Annotated in this window: 19 protein-coding genes; 6 read left to right on the forward strand and 13 right to left on the reverse strand. The window is 59.4% G+C overall.

Translation table 11 applies throughout. The features are described 5' to 3' along the window. Positions 1–3: 3 nt before the first annotated feature. Complete coding sequence (locus ACZ5A6_RS17440; protein ID WP_019564625.1) at positions 4–1,002, forward strand: TRAP transporter substrate-binding protein; 999 nt, start codon at positions 4–6, stop codon at positions 1,000–1,002. A 57-nt stretch (positions 1,003–1,059) separates the two neighbouring features. On the opposite strand, the gene ACZ5A6_RS17445 is transcribed toward ACZ5A6_RS17440, so the two are convergent. Further along, entirely contained in the window at positions 1,060–2,571 is a 1,512-nt protein-coding gene (locus tag ACZ5A6_RS17445; RefSeq protein ID WP_019564624.1) for an aldehyde dehydrogenase (NADP(+)), read from the reverse strand. Positions 2,572–2,816: 245 nt separating this feature from the next. Between ACZ5A6_RS17445 and ACZ5A6_RS17450 the strand changes: the two genes are divergently transcribed. Further along, positions 2,817–3,170 carry an antibiotic resistance protein VanZ gene (locus ACZ5A6_RS17450; RefSeq protein WP_034501960.1) on the forward strand — a complete coding sequence of 118 codons (354 nt, stop codon included), beginning with the start codon at positions 2,817–2,819 and terminating at the stop codon, positions 3,168–3,170. A gap of 28 nt (positions 3,171–3,198) precedes the next feature. On the opposite strand, the gene uxuA is transcribed toward ACZ5A6_RS17450, so the two are convergent. The 7 genes from uxuA to ACZ5A6_RS17485 all read right to left on the reverse strand — a co-directional run bounded on the left by uxuA (position 3,199) and on the right by ACZ5A6_RS17485 (position 10,258). Further along, on the reverse strand, positions 3,199–4,407 hold the full coding sequence (uxuA, locus tag ACZ5A6_RS17455; protein WP_019564622.1) for a mannonate dehydratase: 1,209 nt from the start codon (positions 4,405–4,407) through the stop codon (positions 3,199–3,201). Between the two features lie 16 nt (positions 4,408–4,423). Next, positions 4,424–5,470 carry an L-idonate 5-dehydrogenase gene (locus ACZ5A6_RS17460; RefSeq protein WP_019564621.1) on the reverse strand — a complete coding sequence of 349 codons (1,047 nt, stop codon included), beginning with the start codon at positions 5,468–5,470 and terminating at the stop codon, positions 4,424–4,426. Between the two features lie 72 nt (positions 5,471–5,542). After that, positions 5,543–6,949 carry a TRAP transporter large permease gene (locus ACZ5A6_RS17465; RefSeq protein WP_019564620.1) on the reverse strand — a complete coding sequence of 469 codons (1,407 nt, stop codon included), beginning with the start codon at positions 6,947–6,949 and terminating at the stop codon, positions 5,543–5,545. A gap of 4 nt (positions 6,950–6,953) precedes the next feature. Then, entirely contained in the window at positions 6,954–7,526 is a 573-nt protein-coding gene (locus tag ACZ5A6_RS17470; protein WP_013761519.1) for a TRAP transporter small permease, read from the reverse strand. 61 nt (positions 7,527–7,587) lie between these two features. After that, positions 7,588–8,562, reverse strand: coding sequence for a sialic acid TRAP transporter substrate-binding protein SiaP (locus ACZ5A6_RS17475; RefSeq protein ID WP_013761518.1), 975 nt, complete (start codon positions 8,560–8,562; stop codon positions 7,588–7,590). Positions 8,563–8,623: 61 nt separating this feature from the next. Next, positions 8,624–9,340 (reverse strand): FadR/GntR family transcriptional regulator, encoded by a 717-nt coding sequence (locus ACZ5A6_RS17480; RefSeq protein WP_019564618.1) that lies wholly within the window; start codon positions 9,338–9,340, stop codon positions 8,624–8,626. Positions 9,341–9,571: 231 nt separating this feature from the next. After that, positions 9,572–10,258 carry an HAD family hydrolase gene (locus tag ACZ5A6_RS17485; RefSeq protein WP_112292287.1) on the reverse strand — a complete coding sequence of 229 codons (687 nt, stop codon included), beginning with the start codon at positions 10,256–10,258 and terminating at the stop codon, positions 9,572–9,574. Positions 10,259–10,668: 410 nt separating this feature from the next. On the opposite strand from ACZ5A6_RS17485, the gene minC reads away from it, so the two are divergent. The 3 genes from minC to minE are packed head-to-tail and all read left to right on the forward strand — an operon-like array spanning position 10,669 to position 12,507. Continuing rightward, complete coding sequence (gene minC, locus ACZ5A6_RS17490; protein WP_003510754.1) at positions 10,669–11,397, forward strand: septum site-determining protein MinC; 729 nt, start codon at positions 10,669–10,671, stop codon at positions 11,395–11,397. Between the two features lie 37 nt (positions 11,398–11,434). Next, complete coding sequence (gene minD / locus ACZ5A6_RS17495; RefSeq protein ID WP_003510752.1) at positions 11,435–12,250, forward strand: septum site-determining protein MinD; 816 nt, start codon at positions 11,435–11,437, stop codon at positions 12,248–12,250. Then, positions 12,247–12,507 carry a cell division topological specificity factor MinE gene (gene minE / locus ACZ5A6_RS17500; RefSeq protein ID WP_003510750.1) on the forward strand — a complete coding sequence of 87 codons (261 nt, stop codon included), beginning with the start codon at positions 12,247–12,249 and terminating at the stop codon, positions 12,505–12,507. Before minD ends, minE begins: the two co-directional genes overlap by 4 nt. A gap of 45 nt (positions 12,508–12,552) precedes the next feature. On the opposite strand, the gene ACZ5A6_RS17505 is transcribed toward minE, so the two are convergent. From ACZ5A6_RS17505 to ACZ5A6_RS17515, 3 genes are all read right to left on the reverse strand, one after another. Further along, complete coding sequence (locus ACZ5A6_RS17505; protein WP_003510747.1) at positions 12,553–13,455, reverse strand: amino acid ABC transporter substrate-binding protein; 903 nt, start codon at positions 13,453–13,455, stop codon at positions 12,553–12,555. A gap of 67 nt (positions 13,456–13,522) precedes the next feature. Next, positions 13,523–14,416, reverse strand: a complete 894-nt coding sequence (locus ACZ5A6_RS17510; protein WP_464111197.1) for an amino acid ABC transporter substrate-binding protein — start codon at positions 14,414–14,416, stop codon at positions 13,523–13,525. A 30-nt stretch (positions 14,417–14,446) separates the two neighbouring features. After that, positions 14,447–16,765 (reverse strand): EAL domain-containing protein, encoded by a 2,319-nt coding sequence (locus ACZ5A6_RS17515; RefSeq protein WP_003510743.1) that lies wholly within the window; start codon positions 16,763–16,765, stop codon positions 14,447–14,449. A gap of 346 nt (positions 16,766–17,111) precedes the next feature. Between ACZ5A6_RS17515 and ACZ5A6_RS17520 the strand changes: the two genes are divergently transcribed. Then, positions 17,112–18,470, forward strand: coding sequence for an amidase (locus ACZ5A6_RS17520; RefSeq protein ID WP_112292288.1), 1,359 nt, complete (start codon positions 17,112–17,114; stop codon positions 18,468–18,470). Between the two features lie 47 nt (positions 18,471–18,517). Here ACZ5A6_RS17520 and ACZ5A6_RS17525 read toward each other — a convergent pair whose 3' ends face one another. Together ACZ5A6_RS17525 and ACZ5A6_RS17530 are read right to left on the reverse strand one after the other, a co-directional pair. Further along, a complete protein-coding gene (locus tag ACZ5A6_RS17525; protein WP_003510737.1) occupies positions 18,518–19,159 on the reverse strand; it encodes a ThuA domain-containing protein in 642 nt (213 codons plus the stop codon). A 17-nt stretch (positions 19,160–19,176) separates the two neighbouring features. After that, entirely contained in the window at positions 19,177–20,277 is a 1,101-nt protein-coding gene (locus ACZ5A6_RS17530) for a Gfo/Idh/MocA family protein (protein ID WP_112292289.1), read from the reverse strand. Between the last annotated feature and the right edge of the window lie 11 nt (positions 20,278–20,288).

Consider the following 20,288-nt stretch of genomic DNA (forward strand, 5'->3'; position numbering starts at 1 on the left):
TTCATGACTATTATCGATCGTCGCAATCTCCTGAAACTCTCCGCTGCGGGTGCGGCAGCACTTGCCACGCCCGCCTTCGTGCGCAACGCAAATGCCAGGACCCGCAACATTACGGTCGCCTCCCTGTTCGCGGACGACAAGCCGGAGACGAAAATCTGGGTGAAGATCAGCGAGCTGGTGGAGGCAAAGCTGCCCGGCCGTTTCCGCTTCAACATCGTCAAGAGCGGTGCGCTGGGCGGCGAAAAGGAAGTGGCGGAAAATATCCGTCTCGGATCGGTTCAGGCGAGCCTTTCCACGGTCTCTTCGCTCTCCGGCTGGGTGCCGGAACTGCAAATCCTCGATCTGCCCTTCCTGTTCCGCGATGCAGACCATGTGCGCAAGGTGGTGACGGGCGAGACCGGCAGCGAGCTGAAGACCAAGCTCGGCGCGCAGCAATTCGTGGCCGTAGACTTCATCAATTACGGTGCGCGCCATCTCCTGACCAAGGAGCCGGTAACCCGGCCAGAGCAGCTCAACGGCAAGAAGATTCGCGTCATCCAGAGCCCGCTGCACACCAAGCTGTGGAGCGCCTTCGGCACCACGCCGGTCGGCATTCCCATCACCGAGACCTATAATGCACTGTCAACCGGCGTAGCCGACGCCATGGATCTGACGAAGTCCGCTTATGCCGGGTTCAAGCTTTACGAGGTTGTACCCTACATGACCGAGACCGGCCATATCTGGGCATCGGGCGTGGTTTATTATGGTGCGGCTTTCTGGAACCAGCTCGATGACGAAGAGAAGAAGGCCCTGACCGAAGCATCAAGCGAAGGCGCGCTCTATTTCAACCAGTTGATCGTCGAGGACGAGGCGAAATCGGTGGAGCTCGCCGTTTCGAAGGGCGGCAAGGTGTTGCAGCCGGAAGCCTTGGATGAGTGGCGCAAGGGTGCGCAGGGCGTCTGGCAGGATTTTGCCGGCACTGTCGGCGGCTTCGAGAAAATACAGGCGATCCAGTCGGCCTGATACCGATGCACTATTGTGAATGGGGAGGGCGCAGGAGCGCCCTCCCCATTTTTTTGATCAGCGGATATCCTGCGGCAGAACGTCCGAAGGAATATTCTGGTAGGAAACAGGGCGCGTGAAGCGTCGGATCGACATGGTGCCGACCGAGGTCGCGCCGAAGTTCGTGGAAGCCGGGTAGGGGCCGCCGTGAACCATGGCTTCGGAGACTTCAACGCCGGTCGGGAAGCCGTTGGCGAGAACGCGGCCGGCCTTGCGCTCGAGGATCGGCAGCAGCTTGCGGCCGAGTTCGGCGTCACCTGCGTCAAGATGCATGGTCGCCGTCAGCTGGCCTTCGAAGCTCTTTGCCACTTCGATCATTTCTTCAGCGCTGTCGACCGTCACGATCAGGCCGAGCGGTCCGAAGACTTCTTCGGCGAGCGCGTGGTTGGCAACCCAGTCCTTGCCCGAAACGCGGAACAGGTAAGGCGTTGCGTTACGCAGGTCGCAGGTGGTGGTCAAAACGTCGCGCACGCCGTTACCGGCTGCGATGCGGTCGCGACCGTCACGATAGGCAGCGGCGATACCGTCGGTCAGCATGACCTGCGGGCCGACTTCGGAAAGGGCCGCCCGTGCGGTTTCCGACACGGCATCCGCCTGCGAGGCAAGCACCACGGCAATGCCGGGATTGGTGCAGAACTGGCCAGCACCCATGGTGAGCGAACCTGCCCAGCCCTTGGCGATGGCTTCACCGCGCGCGGAAACGGCTTCCGGCAGCAGGAACATCGGGTTGACGGAACCGAGTTCGCCGAAGAACGGGATCGGTTCCGGACGCTGGGCGCAGAGATCGAACAGTGCGCGGCCACCGGCGAGCGAGCCGGTGAAGCCGACTGCCTTGATGCGCGGATGCTGGACGAGCGCGGAACCGACATCGCGGCGGCCGCCCTGGATCAGCGAGAAGACGCCGGGATGCAGATTGTGCTTCTCGACGGCGGCGAGAACGGCCTCGGCAATGATTTCACCGGTGCCGGGATGGGCGGAATGGCCCTTGACCACAACCGGGCAGCCGGCTGCGAGAGCGGCGGCGGTATCACCACCGGCGGTCGAGAAGGCGAGCGGGAAGTTGGAAGCACCGAAGACCGCAACGGGGCCGATCGGACGCTGCATCAGACGGATATCCGGGCGCGGCAGCGGCTGGCGGTCCGGAAGCGCTTCGTCGTGGCGGCGGTCGAGATAGTCGCCCTTGCGGATATGCGATGCGAAAAGGCGAAGCTGTCCGGTGGTGCGGCCGCGTTCACCCTGCAGGCGTCCTGCGGGCAGGCCGGTCTCGGACGTGCCGATCTCAGTGATGGCGTCGGCGCGGGCCTCGATCTCATCGGCGATGGTGTCGAGGAATGCGGCGCGCTCTTCGCGGGTCGTGTAGCCGTAGCTCCAGAAAGCCTCTTCGGCTGCTTCTGCGGCCGCATTCACCAGATCGACGGTGCCGACCGAAAAATCGAAAGCTTCGCCATGTGCAGGCTCGCTGCGGAATTTCGCTTCCGTGGCGACCCATTCTCCTGCAACCAGATGTTTGCCGTGCGGCTTGAAACTCATTGTGCTCTTCCCTGAAAATCTGATCCTGTGTGGAAAATCCACCCGATACCGTAAAACCGGACCGAAGGGCGACAGCCTGAAAGGCCATCAGCCGCGATCCTTGTCCGGTTGCTCTCTGCCTTAGCCCGAGTAAGGCTTCAGCGAAAGCCGGTTTGTGCAGTATCTGTCCAAAAAGTGTGATTTATTGGGCGGTGGAAGAAAAAGACGATCTTCCGTTTATGCGCGCAGCGCTCTATTGTGACGCCATGATGACAAATAGACTTCCGAAATACATCGCCTGGTCGGTTCTGCTGCTGATCGTGATCGTTACAGTTTGCCCGATCGGGCTTCGGCCGCATACGCTGACGACCGTCGGCATCGACCGCGCCGCCGCCTTTGCCTTCTGTTCGGCTGCCTTCGTGCTGGCCTATCCGCGTTACTGGCTTGCCATCATTGTCGCGGGTGTCGTGGCGGCTTTCGGCATCGAGGCGCTGCAATTTCTGTCGCCCACACGGCATCCGCATATGACAGATGCAGTTGTGAAAGCCGTTGGCGCCATTGCCGGTGGGCTTGCCGCCTTTTCGTATCTTCAATTCAGGACGCGATTGACCGCAAGCTAAGAGGCTGCCGGCGGCCAATCGTGACGGCTTAATTCGCCTGCTTCGCCAATCCGAAACGGCCATGCGACAGCGTGCGCTCGATGCCGCGAAGCTCTGCCAGCCCCTTCAATCGGCCGATGGCGGGATAACCCGGCTGCGCCCCTCGCGTCAGGTCATCAAGGATTTCCTGGCCATGGTCGGGCCGCATCGGAATGGTGTGGTCTGCACGGCCCTCCGCACGACGGCGGGATTCTTCTGACAGAAGTGCTGCGATAACGGCGACCATATCCGTTCCACCTTCCAGATGCTCGTCTTCGAAGAAGGAGCAGGGCACGGTGTCCGTGTCGCGCGTGACGTTGCGCAGATGCACGAAATGGATGCGGTCTGCAAAACGGCTGGCGATGAAGGGCAGGTCGTTATCCGCCCGCGCGCCGAGCGAGCCGGTGCAGAGCGTAACGCCATTGGCCCGGCTGTCGACTTGCGAGAGCATCTGGGCGTAGTCGGACTCCGTTGAAAGAATACGCGGCAGGCCGAGCAGCGGCCATGGGGGATCGTCGCCGTGGGCGCAGATGTTAATGCCGACCTCTTCCGCGACCGGCGTCACTTCCGACAGAAAATCGATCAGGTTCTGCTGCAGTTTTTCGCGGTTTATGCCGTGATAGGAGCGCAGCTTTTCGAGAAGCTGGCTGAGCGTGTAACCATCCGCCGAACCCGGCAGGCCCGCGCCGATATTACGTCCGAGTGCGGCGATCTTCGTATCCGGCATGTCGGCGAAACGTTTTGCCGCTTCCTCGATCAGCCACTCCGGATAATCGGCCTTTGCGTCGGGGCGTTTGAGAATGTGAATGTCGAAGGCGGCGAAATCGGAAAGGTCAAAACGCATGGCTTTTGCGCCGTGCTTCGTTTCCCAGCGCAGATCGGTGCGGGTCCAGTCCAGCACCGGCATGAAATTGTAGCAGACGGTGCGAATGCCCGTGGCGGAGAGGCGGCGCAGCGTCTCCTGCCAGTTGGCGATATGGTTTTTCCAGTCGCCCGTCTGGGTTTTGATCTCCTCGGAGACCGGCACGCTTTCCACCACGTCCCAATAGAGCCCACCGGCCTTGATCGCCTCATGCCGCTTGGCGATTTCATCCACCGGCCAGACATCGCCGGTGGCGATGTGGTGCAGCGCGCTTACGATGCCTTCCGCCCCTGCCTGAGCCGCATCCTGAACCGTGACCTTGTCCACCGGGCCGAACCAGCGCCATGTATGTCTCATTTTCTGTCCTCAAATATCATTCTGCGGAAAATGTCAGCTGCACCTTGCAGGCGGCGGAGCGGTCTCCAGCCTGCTCGAATGCGGATTTCGCTTCTTCAAGCGGGAAGCTGTGGGAAATGATCGGCCGCACATCGATCCCGCGCGTGGAGATCAGGCGGGCGGCAATGGCGAATTCGTCGTGGAAACGCTGCGAGCCGCGCCAGAGGATTTCCTTGCCCACCAGCGCATTGAGCGGAATGGTTATGTCACCGGTGACGCCCACCTGCACGACAGTACCGCGCGGACGTACACAGGCGAAGGCGGCGCGAAGCGCAGGTGCCGCGGCGGAGCAATCGAAAACGACGTCGAAATACCCCTTATTGTCCTGATAGGGCAAAAGTGCTTCTGCGTTTTTCGCGACATTGATGGTGCGGTCCGCCCCCATGGCGGGCGCGCGCTCCAGCGCCGCATCGGTCAGGTCGGTGGCGAGAATGATGCCGGCACCGGCATGGCGGGCGGCGGCAATCGTCAAGAGGCCGATCGGCCCGGCGCCCGTTACCAGCACCTTGGCGCCGGTCAGATCGCCCGCTTGTGCGACGGCATGCAGGCAGACCGCAAGCGGTTCGGTGCAGGCGGCTTCGGCGGGCGAAGTGGTGTCTGAAAATGTCGCGCATTGTTTTGCGGGAACCACGAGCCGATCGCGGAACATGCCCTGTTCGTGCGGCAGGCGCATGGCGCTGCCCATGAAGCGCATATCGAGGCAATGGATCGGTTGGCCCTTCAGGCAGAAATGGCAATGGCCGCAAGGCTGCGAGGGATTGACGGCGACGAGCTGGCCGAGTGCGAGCCCGTTGACGCCTTCGCCCAGCGCCTCCACCCGCCCCGATGCCTCATGGCCGCAGATGATCGGCTCGCGCACCCGCACAGGCCCGAAGCCGCCGTCCTGATAATAATGTAGATCGGAACCGCAAATGCCGCCCGCCGCCATGGTCAGCAGCACTTCACCGGGGCCGGGCGCCTGCATGTCCTGCGTTTCGACGCGGATATCTTCACGGCCGTATAGACGTGCCACGCGTGTCTGCATCACCGTGCCTCTCATCGTATGTGTATTGGATGAATGAAACCCGCGCGGCTAGCCGCGCGGGCAGTGCGTCGATTAGCGGATCAGGCCCATCTCGGTCGGCAGCCACAAGGTGATTGCCGGGACGAAGGTGATCAGCAGCAGCGCCACGAACAGCGGCACCAGCCATGGCAGAATGGCGACGGTGGTGCGCTCGACGGAGAGTTTCGCCACGCGTGAGAGCACGAACAACACCATGCCGAGCGGCGGATGCAGCAGCCCTATCATCAGGTTGAGGGTGATGATGAGGCCGAAATGCACCGGATCGATATTGAACTGCAGCACCAGCGGCAGCAGGATCGGCACGAGGATGGTGATTGCCGCAATCGTGTCTAGGAAGCAGCCGACGAACAGCATCAGCAGGTTGACCAGCAGGAGGAAAATCCACTTGCTGTCGGTGATCGTCAGGATCGCCGCCGATAGCAACTGTGCTGCCTGGCTGACCGTCAGAAGCCATGCGAAGATTGATGCCGCCGCAACGATGAAGAGAACCGATGCCGTGGTCTCTATCGTGTCGAAGGTCGATTTTGCCAGCGACTTGAACGTCATCGTCCGGTAACGGACAAGCCCGAGGAACAGAGACCACAACACGGCTGCGACAGCCGCCTCCGTCGGCGTGAACCAGCCCATCGTCATGCCGCCGATCAGGATCACTGGCGTCATCAGGGCCATCACGGCAGAGAAGTCGAAATACCAGTCGCAGGCGAGCAAGACCACCAGCACGATCAGGATTGACAGGTTGAGCGACAGGCCAAACAGCGTCAGGAGATAGATGCCGAGCGGCACCATCATGACGATGAGCACTTCAAGCGAAGCGCCGAAGATGGTTCTGAGGTTGAACGGCGTATCGGAACCCCAGCCCTTGACGTAGGCGAAAACTGCAACGGTGATCATCATCAAAAGTGTCATGACGACGCCCGGAACGATGCCGGCCATGAACAGTGCGCCGATCGAGACGTTTGCCATCATGCCATAGATGACGAAGGGCAACGATGGCGGAAAGATCGGCCCGAGCGTTGCGGAAGCGGCGGTGACGCCGACGGCCGCTTCGACCGGATAACCATGATCCTTCATGGCCTTGATTTCGATGGTGCCGATGCCGGCGGCGTCGGCGAGGGCCGTGCCGGACATGCCGGAAAAGATTACCGAGCCGATGATGTTGACCTGTGCCAGACCACCTTTCATCCAGCCGACCAACGCCACGGCAAAGGAATAGATGCGTCCCGTCACCCCCGCCGTGTTCATAAGATTGCCGGCAAGGATGAAGAAGGGAACGGCGAGAAGCGGGAAGCTTTCCACGCCCGCAATCAGACGCTGCGCCGCGATGATATCTGGCGCGACATTATACGAGACGATGTAGAGAAGCGATGCCGTGGCCATTGAAATGGCGACTGGCAGGCCGATCAGCATCAACAGAAGAAACGAGCCGATAAGAATAAGCATATGTTCAATCCCCCGCGCTCTGGAATTCTTCCGGCCGTTCCAGAACGGAATAGCCACGCTGCATGTTGGCGATGAAGACCTGCACCGAACGGAAGAACATGAGGACGAAAGCGGCCAGAACCGTATAGAAAACGATGTTGCGCGGCAGGGCGACGGTGACCATTTCCTCGTCCGCGACGATTTCCAGATACCGCCACATCAGCCACGAGGTGTAGGCGAAGAACACGATGCGCAGCACGTCGACAAGGATCGACATGACGCGGGCAACCTGCGGCGGAACGTAGTGATAAAGCACATCCACCTGAATGTGGCGTGACATGCGCACGCACATGACCGAACCTAGAAACACCACGCCAATCAGGCAGTTGACGGCGATTTCTTCCGTCCAGGCATAGCTGTCGTTAAGCACGTAACGGGTAAAGAATTGAAGGAACACGCAACCTGTCATCAGCCAGAAAAGGCCAAGCGTAACCCAGTCCTCGAAGGCGTAGACCTTCAGGTCGACTTCGGGCGGCGCCTCGTCAAACGTGTGGGCGAGTTCTTCAGGCGTGACCTGAGTATGAATTTCCTGCGACATTGAGATATCCCGTCTGGAGAGAAAGGGCGGTGCGGCAACGGAGGCCGCACCGGATCTTGGCTCACTTGACGGCGCGAATGGCTTCCCAGTCGGCCTTGTCGTAACCGAAGTCCTCGAACTTCACCTTCTCCATGACGTTCTTCTCAAAGTCCGCCTTGTCCACCTCTGCGACGTTCAGGCCACGCTTCTTGAACTCTTCCACGAGGCTTTTTTCGCGTCCTTCGATGGTCTTCGTGGTCCGCACGGCGGCTTCCTGCATGACGTCCGTGAAGATTTTCTTGTCTTCATCGGAAAGCTTCGACCACAGGTTCTTCGAGATCACCGTGTTGAGGTGGTCGACGATGTGGCCGGTCAGCACGATGTTCTTCTGCACTTCGAAGAACTTCTTTGCCTCGATGGTGGTCAGCGGGTTTTCCTGTGCATCGACCGTGCCGTTCTGAAGCGCCAGATAGACTTCTGCGAATGCGATCGGCGTCGTGTTTGCGCCGCAGGCGCGTGGCATGGCGAGATAGGCCGGAACGTCGGGAACACGCATCTTCAGCCCCGCCATGTCGGCGCAGTTGGCAATCGGCTTGTTCGACGTGGTGTGGCGCGTGCCGTAATAGCTGACGGCGGCGATGTGGTTGCCGGTCTTGTCCTCGTAACCCTTGGCAAGACGCTTGAAGATATCACTCTTGGTATAGGCGATCAGATGGCTCGGGTCGCGGAAGATATATGGGAAATAGGTGACGCCGATCGGCTTGAAGTCACGTGCAGCAAAACTGGAGCCGGAGATGATGATATCCACCGTGCCGATCTTCAGGCCCTGGTTGATATCCGCTTCCTTGCCGAGCTGCGAGGCGGGGAATACATCCACCTTGTAGCGGCCGTCGGTGCGCTTGGCGATTTCTTCCGCAGCCCAGACCGAATCCGTGTGGAACGGTTCGGAGGTCTCGTAGACATGCGCCCATTTCAGCGTTGTTTGCGCCTGTGCCGCCAAAGCCGAAAGCAAAATGGCAGCGGTTGCACCCATCAAAGTCGACAATCTGATTTTCATTCTTAACTCCTCCCGAATTAAAGCCAGATTTCTGTTTTTCCCGTCGCCGGTTGCGGCGCGGTCACTCTTCTCCGATCGTTTCCTCCCCGAAACTCTCGGAAAATCTCTTTTGCGACAGCGTCAGATGCTGGCGCATCGCCTCGCGTGCGCCTTCCGGATCGTTCGCCGCGATCGCGTCGCGGATCACCCGGTGTTCCTGAACGGCAAGAATCCATGTGTGAGGACCCTCGAAATAGCTGGCGAGCTTTTCGAAATAGGGCGAAAGGCTGCGCTCGTCATAGATCAGGCCGGTAAAGCGGTTCAGCGCCGAGTTGCCGATGATGTCGGCAATGGCGGTGTGGAAGGCGCGGTCCAGGTTGAGGGCCTGCGGCGAATTGTCGAGCGCCCCGGCCATGCGTTCGATGATGTCGTCCAGCCTGGCGATGCATTCAGACGTGGCAAGCCGCGCGGCCTCCTCGGCAATAGCGCTTTCAATGATGCAGCGCGCCTGCAGGATTTCGAAGGGGCCGTGCGCGTCCGGTGCGGGCGACTTTGCCTTGTTAGCCGTGCGGGACGTGTTCACATAAACGCCCGAACCCATGCGGATATGGATATGGCCTTCCACTTCCAAAACGATCAGTGCTTCCCGCACCGTCGGGCGGGACACGCCAAAACGTTCCGCCAGATCGCGTTCCGCCGGCAGGCGCTGACCGTCCGTCAGTTCCCCGCTCTCGATAAGCAAGCGAATTTGTTCCGCGACCAGCCTGTAGAGGCGGCGCGGCTCCAGAGCCACAAACATGATGTCCTCCCAGCGCGAAAGTCTCCCCCCTTCGCGCAAGCGGTAAGATGGTCTTACCAATTTTATTAGGTAGGATTTATGCGGTGCTGTCAATTGGCCGCTAGAGGAAAACTACACGGCGAAAGACTGGAGACCGGTGCGGCAGGCTCAGCGCAATGGATTGGATTTTACGAAACGTGATTGATCCTCGGGACAGACCCGAGGATGACACCGCATGTTTGGATCGGCTTTTCAGCCCTTGTTACTTGTGAGCTTCAAGCCGCCGTCGTCGCCGATGGTGACGTCCAGCTCACCGTACCCACCGATCGAAAGGTGCGGCGTTTCGATGGGATGCGAATGAGTGGCGTTAATGACCACGACCGTTGCGCCCATGCTTTCCCCCGCCAGAATGCCGGCGGGCGCATCTTCGAAGACGACGCAGTCTTCAGGTGCGACGCCGAGCTTCGCAGCAGCCTTTCTGTAACCCTCCGGGTCAGGCTTGCCGTTCACAACGTCCTCGGCACAGATCATCACTGGAGGCGGTGTGAGGCCTGCCGCAGCCAACCGGAGTTCGGCAAGGGCGCGGGCGGCGGAGGTGACGATGGCCCATTTTCCGGCCGGCAGTTTCCCAAGAAATGCGGCTGCCTGCGGAATCTGGAGGATGCCGTCAACATCGTCCATTTCCTTTTGCAAAAGCATATCCGCCTGTTCCTGGATATCGAGGCCGGGAACTGCCTCGCGACGCACAACCTCGGATGCGCGCATGCCATGGATGCGCTGCAGGAAAGCCTCCGGCTCTATGCCGTTGTCTACGGCCCATTCGCGCCAGACCCGCTCCACCACCGCAATGGAATTCAGCAGCGTTCCATCCATGTCGAACAGGAAGGCGCCATATTCGCGCGAGGAGATCTGGGCGGTCGCCGGGACTTTGCTGTGCATCGCATTCTTCCGTTGGATGTGTCGGGTTGGCCTCGTGTCTATAGCATCGGCAGGCATAACGGAATCGTTTTTCCGCTCATCAAGCAAATGGCGACCCATCCGCCAGTGGCAGACATCGTGCCGGAATCGGGCAGTTTGCACGGACTGCGACTCGGGGCATGGTCAGGCAGGGGAGGCGGCGTCCGCATACGGTCATGCGGGCGTCAGGTTGCAGCAAGGATCAACTGCTATTGTGAGTTTTCGAAAGAAGTCAAAGTTCGCAAAATCAAAAGCTAAACGGAGCTTATGAATGTTGTGCATGAGATTTTTCGCAGCGGAATTCTCTTAACGAAACCGTCGTTTAAGGGGCGTTGTTAACCATTTGTTAACCATATTCGAGGTACCTAATTGTCAACGATTTGTTTACCAAGATGACCAAAGTGCTAACAGACCAGCGTTCGATCCGTATCAAAGGCCGCTCCTTCCTCGCGGTCGTTCTGTCCCCTGAAGCTCCGCTCGATCAATGGCTGGAACGGCTGGATGATCTTGCTGCACGTTCAGCCGGGTTCTTCCTGTCGCGTCCGGTGGTTCTGGATGCGTCTGAGCTGTCGCTGGACAAGGCAGGGCTGAAGGCTCTGCTGGCAGCGCTGACGGAACGTAATGTCGGCATCATGGGGATCGAAGGTGTTCGCCCCTCGATGATCGAGCCGGGCATGCCGCCGTCGCTGAAGGGCGGAAAGCCCGCTTCAGATGTCGAGGTCGAGCCCGTCGCCATTGCCGCCGAATTGCCCGAAGAAAAGCCGCGCGCTTCGGGCGAGGTTCGGGCCGTGGTCCAGTCGCTGGTCATCAACGAGCCGGTGCGCTCCGGCCAGTCGATCATGTTCCCCGAAGGCGATGTGACCGTCATCGGTTCGGTCGCCTCGGGTGCGGAAATCATCGCGGGCGGGTCGGTGCATATTTACGGGGCGTTGCGCGGTCGCGCCATGGCCGGTTCGCTTGGCAATGTTTCGGCGCGCATCTTCTGCCGCAAGCTGGAAGCGGAGCTACTGGCAATCGACGGCGTCTACAAGGTTGCCGAGGACATTGACGACAAGCTGCGCGGCCAGCCCGTTCAGCTGTGGCTGGAAAACGATACGATAAAGGCCGAAAAACTTGGCTGACGACATAGAGAAAACAACACAGGAACAGGAGAGCCGTATGGGGAAGGTAGTCGTTGTTACTTCCGGCAAGGGCGGGGTTGGCAAGACCACCTCGACCGCAGCGCTTGGCGCCGCATTGGCGCAGAACAAGCAGAAGGTCGTGGTTGTCGATTTTGACGTCGGACTGCGTAACCTCGATCTCGTCATGGGTGCTGAACGCCGGGTGGTCTACGATCTCGTCAACGTCATCCAGGGCGATGCCAAGCTGACGCAGGCGCTGATCCGCGACAAGCGCCTCGAGACGCTGTTCCTGCTGCCCGCCTCGCAGACACGCGACAAGGACAATCTGACGCCGGAAGGCGTGGAATGGGTAATCGCCGAGTTGAAGAAACATTTCGACTGGGTCATCTGCGACAGCCCGGCCGGTATCGAACGCGGAGCGACGTTGGCCATGCGCCATGCGGATGTGGCCGTCGTGGTCACCAATCCGGAAGTCTCCTCGGTGCGTGACAGTGACCGCATCATCGGCCTGCTCGATTCCAAGACGCTGAAGGCCGAACGCGGCGAGCGCATGGAAAAGCACCTGCTTCTGACGCGCTACGATTCGGCCCGTGCCGAGCGCGGCGACATGCTGAAGGTCGACGACGTTCTGGAAATCCTCTCCATTCCGCTGCTCGGTATCATTCCCGAAAGCACGGATGTGCTGCGTGCTTCCAACGTCGGTGCACCGGTTACGCTCGCGGATGCCCGTTGTGCACCTGCCATGGCTTACTTCGACGCTGCCCGCCGCCTGTCAGGCGAGGACATTCCGGTGGTCATTCCGGGCGAAAAGCGGGGTATCTTCTCCAAGATCTTTGCTAGGAGGGCTGCATGAGCATTTTCGGCCTATTCCGTAAACAAAAGTCGGCACCGCTTGCGCGCGAGCGACTGCAGGTGCTGCTTGCCCACGAAAGGGCGTCGTCGGGAACCGATCTCGTCGCCGTCCTCCGGGAAGAAATTCTCGCCGTCATCGCCAAGCATGTGCAGATCGATAACGATCGGGTGCATGTGAAGATGGATCGTGACGAGCACGTCTCCATACTGGAGATCGATGTCGAGATACCGTTGAGCGCCGACCTGCGCGCCGCGTGATGTTTTCTCCGAATACCGCCGCCCCTTGCAGGGCGGCGTTTTTCTTTACTCGGCCGTCGTATCGACCGGCATTCTAAATGCCTCGGCCAGATCGTCGGGAAGCGGGCGCTTGAGGTTTATGCCGTTCGGCGGGATCGGCGCGTTGAACCACTTGTCGTAGATCGCGTTGATTTCGCCGCTTGCATAAATTTTCCCAAGGGCTTCGTTGACGGCGTTCTTGAAGGCGGTGTCGCCCCGTCGGAGCATCAGGCCATAGGGTTGTGGTGGGGCGAGATATTCGTTCGAGATGGAATAGTCTTCTGGCTTGCCCGTTTCAGCGACGAAGGACCTCAGAAGAATATCGTCCATGACGAAGGCCGAGGCTCGATCTTCCGTCACCATGTCGAAACTGCCTTCCGTACTGTCATTTTGCAGGACGGCGATGTTCAGTCCCAGTTTGCGGTTAAGCACATTCAGCTGACTGATATTGATCGTTCCCGTCGTCACCACCACGGTTCGTCCGGCAAGATCGCTGACGCTTGTCATGTTGCTTGATTTCAGCGCGACATAACGCGTGCCGGTGATGAAGTGGCTGTAGGAAAACCACACTGCCTTGCGTCTTTCCTCCGTATTCGTGCTCGCCACGCATTCCATGTCGATTGTGCCGTCATTGAGAAGCGTGATGCGGTTGCTGGGGGTGCGCTTGACGAAATCGATTTTCAATTCCGGCAGGCCCAACTTCTTCTTGATGGAATCCGCCACCTTCAGGCACAGTTCGATGCTGTAACCGATCGGCTCCGGACCAATTCCCATATAGGAAAAGGGAAGATTTCTGTCGGCAAAGCCGAGCCGGATGGTGCCGGTTCTGGCAATGGTTTCGAGTGTAGGCGGTTGGGTCTCGTCGGCGGCTGCAATGGTGGGTAAAAGACTAAAAACCCCAAGCATGAGCCACAATGTCGATCTCTGCATCGCGCATCTCCAGCCAAAATTATCTGTCAAAACATTTTCATAAAATAGAGGTGGGGTTTTTACTCCCTCAGTCCCGGTATTCGCTCGGATGGTCATAGGCTTGTTTTAACGAGGCGGTCATCGGCAGGTTCAGGTTCATGCCATTGGGCGGAATGGGTTTGGTGAACCATTTTTCGTAAAGGCCGTGAATGGTGGGACCGGTGAAGATCTGCCGCAGGCTTTCGTTGACCGCCGCCTTGAAGGCCGGGTCGTTGCGCCGAAACACCAGGCCGTACGGTTCGGGTGCGCTCAGCGTTTCGTCCGAGAGCGCGTAGAGGTCGGGATTCTCCGATGTTGCCGCCAGCGCCGCCAGCAATATGCCATCCATGACGAAAGCAGAGGCCTTGCCGGCAACGACGAGTTCGAAGGCTTCCTCGTTGGTTTTTGTGGGCATCACCGAGATATTTAGGTTCTTTTCGCGGTTCACCGCATTCAGCTGCTCGATGTTGACCGTGCCGGAGGCGGATGTGACGGAGCGTCCGGCCAGATCGGCAAGGCTCTTCAGATTGTCCTGTTTACGGGAGAGAAATTGCGTCGCGGTCATGAAATTCGGATAGGAGAAATCTACCATTTTCCGGCGTTCGCTGTTGTTGGTCGTCGCCGCGCATTCAATATCGATCTTGCCGCTACGGACGAGAATGAACCGGGTTGCGGGCGTGGCCTTTACATATTCAATGTCGAGTTTGTCCAGCTTCAGTTGCGTGCGGATGTCCTCGCTGATCGCGCGGCAAAGATCAGTCGAGAAGCCGGTCACTTCTCCATCCGGCAGCTGATAGGAAAACGGCGGTTCGGCCTCACGATAACCGATGCGGATTTTCGCGGTCTTAACAATCTGCCGAAGCGTATCGCCTTCGCCGGCGGCCTGCACCGGAGTTGTGGGGATAAAGCATGTGAGGAAAAGGCAAAATACTGAAATGCGCATTTTATGTCCTTTTGGCTGTCAGCCGCGTTCTCAAATCGCTTTTTGTGGCGGGTAATAGGTTTCCTGCATCGGTCGCCCGACGTCGCTATATTCGTCGTTTCCGGTTTGGGCGATGACGGCACGGTTCTTGAGTATCCGGGCAAGCGGCGCCGGCTCGGCAAAATAATAGCCCTGTGCCTCGTCGCATCCGGAAAGCTTGAGGGCCTCGACCTGTTTCTTGTCTTCCACGCCCTCGGCGGTGACTTTCAGGCCGATCTGTTCTGCCATGTCGATGATGGTGTTGACGATGGCCGAGCACATTGGATTTTCCGGCAGGCCGGAAACGAATTCGCGGTCGATCTTGATCTTGTCGAAGGCAACATGCGTCAGCGTGCTCAACCCGGCATAACCGGTGCCGAAATCATCAAGCACGAGGCGGACGCCCATTTCCTTCAGCAGCTTTAAAGCCCTGGCGCTGTTGTCGCGCTCCAGCATTGCCGTTTCCGTCACTTCAAGCTCGAGCCGCTCGGCCGGGAAGCCGGAGGCTTTCAGCGCGCCGTCAACGATCGGGACAATATCGTCATTGCAAAGCTGCACGGCGGAAAGATTGACGGCAAGTCGGATATCCCTGGGCCAGGTCATGGCGTCCATGCAGGCCTGCGCCAAAACCCATTCGCCCAGAGGTTTGATGAAATTGTTTTCTTCGGCAAGCGTTATGAAGCGATCCGGCGTGATGATGCCAAGCTTGCTGTGCCGCCATCTGGCAAGGGCCTCGTAGGCGACAATGCGGCCGCTCTCCAGATTGACCACGGGCTGGTAATACAGCTCGAATTCGTGGTTTTCGAGCGCGGATTTCATGTCTATTTCGAGCGCGTGCTTGTGCTGCGCCGCCATGTCCATGCCAGGCTCGTAAAAGACAAAAAAGCCGCATCCCATGGATTTCGCCCGGTAGAGACCAAGGTCCGCATGTTGCAGAAGCTGGGTGGCGGAGTTGCCGTGATCGGGCGCGCAGGCGATGCCGATGCTGGTATCGACGCTTATATGGCTACCTTCGAGGCTGAAGCTGCGCGAGACCGCATGGACCACGCGCTTTGCCAGCGCGCCCGCATCCTCGCGACAATTATCGCTCACCGCTTGTATGATCGCAAATTCGTCGCCGCCGAGCCTGCTCACCATGTCGTTTTCACCGAGCACGGAGGAAATCCGCGAGGCCACGGCCACCAGCAAGGCGTCGCCTGCCGCGTGTCCCAACGTATCGTTGACGGCCTTGAAGCGGTCGAGATCGAGCAGCATGACGTTGAACGGCTGGCCTGACGTGGAAAGATGTTCGAGACGGTTCTCCAGCGTCTTCATCAAGAGCACGCGGTTGGGAAGCCCCGTCAGCGCATCGTGATGGGCCATATGTTCCAGTTGCTGCGCCATGTCGCGGATCTGCCTGAGCCGTCCACGTTCCAGAACGGCCTCCCGCAGGGTTTCGATGGCGGTGGCCATGTCGCCGATCTCGTCCCGTCGATCCTGAAACGGCGTGACGACATCGGTTTCCTCACGGGCGATCCTGAGTGTCGCCTGCACCAGCGCCGGAACGGGTTTCAGAAAATGCCTGGCAATCAGCGTCACGAGAACGCCGGTGACGGTCAGAACAACGATCAGGGCGACGAGCGAATTGTAGATGAGCTTGCGCTGCGCGCCATAAAGCGCGTCCGAACCGCCGATGCTGACGGCGACCGCGCCAATCGGCTTTTTCGTTTCCGTGCTGATGATCGGCAACAGGCCGATATAATGGCTGGAATCGCCAATCGTCGCAAAGCCGGTGGCAAAACGCGCGGCGACCGCATCTCTGGAGAAGATGGGATCGGTGGCAATCGGTTTTTCGGCGTCGTCGGTGGCGTTGTCGAAGGCCGCCGCGATTTGACGGAATCCGGAATCGGCCTCATCGTAGCGGAAAAGCCAGACGGCATTCTTGGTCTGCGCACCGATGAGGGCGAGAACGTCGCTGGGGTTGAAGCCGGTAACGAGGATGGAAGCGTCGTCGCCAATCGGCTTGTCGGTCAAGATGCCGTTCACCTGTCCGTCCGTGTCGGCGGTGACGCTGACATAGGTATAGATGCTGCGCAGGGTGGCGCTGGCAATCTGTGAATTGACGCGGGCCTGGTTGAGCCATTGCTCGCTGGCGGCGGCAACGAACATGTACCAGCCGACGAGCGCCCCGATGCTGTAGGAAAAGATCACGCCGCCGAGAAATATCAGGGTTATCTTGCTGGCGAGCGAACGCCGCCGCGAAAAGCGGCCCGGCACCGGCTGCGTCGTTGAGCGAAGCGTGTCACCGGTTTCAGTCTGTCTATCTATCCCCCGATAGGCAGTCTCTTCCATTCGCGATATTCCCCCGCGATGTCGCGTTATGATTGTTTTATGGAATTTTTATAGGGCATGTATTTCAATGGTGTCTGCTAAATAATTCAACAAAGTTTAGATGCGATTAAGAATTAATCCGTCTTTTTATAGTCGCCGCTTATATAAGGCGCCGAAAATATGTACCTCAGGTTGAAATATTCGATGGCTTGTGATGGGACATCGGCGCCAAATACGACGATGCATTGGGGCCTCTTTTCGCGCTCATCAACCGGGCTTTATGGTTGCAAGGGTACCGCGATTGACCTTGCCAAGCTGCCGATAAACGGCATGTTGTGCGTAACATGCCGGTTTCAGGGAACATATCATGGCTCACAAGAGCAAAAACATCGCGCAGCTTTCCATTCTCATCCAGAGCGGCCATCTTGATCCGCGCGCCTTGGCGGAAGAGACCCTTGATGCAATCGGGAAATCGGAAGACCGGGCGATCTTTGTCGGCTTGACGGCGGAGCGGGCCATGGTGGAGGCGGAAGGCGCCTTGAAACGCATTCGCGAGGGTCGATCCTGCGGCGTGCTCGACGGTATTCCGGTCGCCTGGAAGGACCTTTTCGATCTCGAAGGCACTGTGACCACGGCTGGATCGACGGTGCTTTCGAATGATGCGCCTGCGTCCCGTGACGCGGATGTGGTGAGCGCGCTGAAGGAGGCCGGGATGGTCTGCATCGGCCGTACCAATATGAGCGAGTTCGCGTTTTCCGGCCTTGGCATCAACCCGCATTACGGAACGCCGCGCAATCCCGCTTCCACGGATGGCCACCGGCTGCCAGGCGGCTCTTCTTCCGGCGCGGGTGTCGCGGTTGCGGCCGGTCTGGTGCCGGTGGCAATCGGTACGGATACCGGCGGATCGGTGCGCATTCCCGCCGCCTTCAACGGTGTGGTGGGGTACAAGGCGAGCCGCGGCCGTTACTCGATGCGCGGCGTCTATCCGCTGGCTAAAAGTCTCGATTCGCTCGGCCCGCTCACTCGCACTGTGCAGGACGCCGTGTGGGTAGATGCCGCCATGCGTGGCAAGGCGGCTGTTGATGCGGCGCGCACGCCTCTGTCCGGCTTGTCACTCGTCGTGCCGGAAACAGTGTTTTTCGATGGCATCGAGGAGGGCGTCGCGGTCGCTTTCGAGCAGGCAGTGGAACGGCTTTCCCGGGCCGGCGCTTCTGTACGGCGGCAGGCATTCCCGGTCTTTTCGCAATTATTCGATCTTATCAAGGAAAAGGGTGCGCTGGTAACGGCGGAAGCCTTCGCCCTGCACAAGGCGCGGCTGGAAGGTGCTGATGCGGCTCGCATGGACCCGCGCGTGGTTGCGCGAGCAAGACTGGGCGCAAATATCTCCCTGCCGGATTACATCGCCATTATCGAGGCGCGCGAACGCATGACGGCGGCTTTTTCGGGCATGATTGGCAAGAATGAGCTGCTGATATCGCCGACATTGCCTCATGTCGCGGCCAAGGTCGCACCGCTTGTGGAGAATGATGAGACCTTCTTTGCCATGAATGCCAAGACCCTGCGCAACACCCAGATCGGCAACTTCTTCGATCTCTGCGGCGTTTCCATTCCCTGCGGCACGGGTGAGGCGGGCATGCCCGTTGGCCTGCTGCTATCAGGCCTGCACGGCACGGATGACCACGTTCTGGGTGTGGCGATGGCTGCGGAAGAGATTATTCGGGGCTGATGATAAAGAAAAAGGCGGCCTTGTTTGGCCGCCTCTCAATGCACGCTTTAACGTGCCGCCCAGTTGGCGCCGCGGCGGAACATGGTTTTCATCTGCGGCACGGAAAACTCCTTGGCCTGATGGCCGAGCGCCGAATAGAAGACGCGGCCCTTGCCGTATTTGCGTTTCCAGACCACCGGCATCACTACACCGTCGATCCACCAAGCGTGGTCGCCGGTGAATTTTGTCGTCGCCAGCACCTCGTTGGAGGGATCGACATGCATGTAGTATTGCTCCGATGTGTAGGGGAAATCGGAAATCCCCTCCATCAACGGGTCGTCGGGGCGGGTGATGTTGACGTGATAGTCGATGATATTACCAGGATGGGCGACCCATTGGCCGCCGATCATGAACTGGTATTCGACGCAGTCGCGGAAACTGTCGCCTGCACCGCCATGAAAGCCGGCAATGCCGACGCCGTTTTCGACGGCGGCGGTGAGGTTCTTGATCTCTTCCTTCTCGATCTTCGACATTGTCACGATCGGCACGACAAGGCTCAGGTCATGCACGGACGGATCGGCAAAAGCCTCCGTGCTGTGCTCGACATAGACCTTGAAACCATCCTCTTCGAGAATGTCTTTGACGATGGTGGCGCATTCCTGCGGCTCGTGGCCGCTCCAGCCGCCCCAGACGATGAGTGCTTCGCGCATTTATTTCCTCCTCGGGATTATTTGCCGAGCTGGCCGTCGACCAGCGAAGTTTCAAGGGGAGCAGGGCGCTCCACCTCGGTGGTGATGGAAACAGTGGTGCCGCTGTCCGCTGCCGTCTGGAAGGCCTCCATGACCTCCAGCACGTGCAAGGCAAGATCGCCATTGGCGCGGTGCGGGCGGTTTTCGCGGATCGCATGGGCCATGTCGGCCACGCCGATCGAGCGGTAGTTGCCGTCAGCATAGGGCGAAGACAGTGCCTGCGGCTCGAACTGGCCGCCCTTTTTCAGCAATTGCACCTCACCGCCGAAATGATTGGGGTCGGGCACGATCAATGTGCCTTCCGTTCCGTAGATTTCCAGCGGTACATGTTTGTGGCCCGCCACATCGAAGCTCATGCCCACCTGCACCACCGCGCCGTTCTTGAATGCCAGCACGCCGGAAACATGGGTGGCGACATGGACTGGGATTTTCTCGCCATTCTTAGGTTCGCTGGTGATGAGGCGTTCGTTGCGCGGCGCGATGGCGAAACCTGCCACCTTGGCGACCGGGCCGAACAGGTTGACGAGATCGGTGATGTAATAGGGTCCCATATCCAGCATCGGCCCGCCGCCGACTTCGTAATAAAAGGCGGGGTTGGGATGCCAGCGCTCATGGCCGGGGCACATGAAGGTAGCCGTTCCGCCAACCGGCTGGCCGAGCACGCCTTCGTCTATCAGGCGGCGCGCGGTCTGGTGCCCGCCGCCGAGGAAAGTGTCCGGTGCCGAACCGATGCGCAGTCCCTTTGCCTTTGCCGCGTCCGCAAGCCGTTTACCCTCCGCGAAATTGATGCCGAGCGGCTTTTCCGAATAGGCATGTTTTCCCGCCTCAAGTGCGCGTAGGCCCACCTCCACATGCGCCTTGGGAATCGTCAGGTTGACGATGATTTCCACGGAGGGGTCAGACAGAAGTTCGTCGATACTTCTTGCCTGAAGGCCGAACTCGTCTGCCCGCGCTTTTGCTGCCTCCTCGTTCATATCCGCCAGTCCGCGAATGTCGAGAATGGGAAACGACGCCATCGCCTTGAGATAGGCGCTGGAGATGTTGCCGCAGCCGATGATGCCGATGCCGACCTTGTTCATGTGATTTCCTC

This window comes from Agrobacterium sp. 6Ca8 (assembly GCF_055382765.1).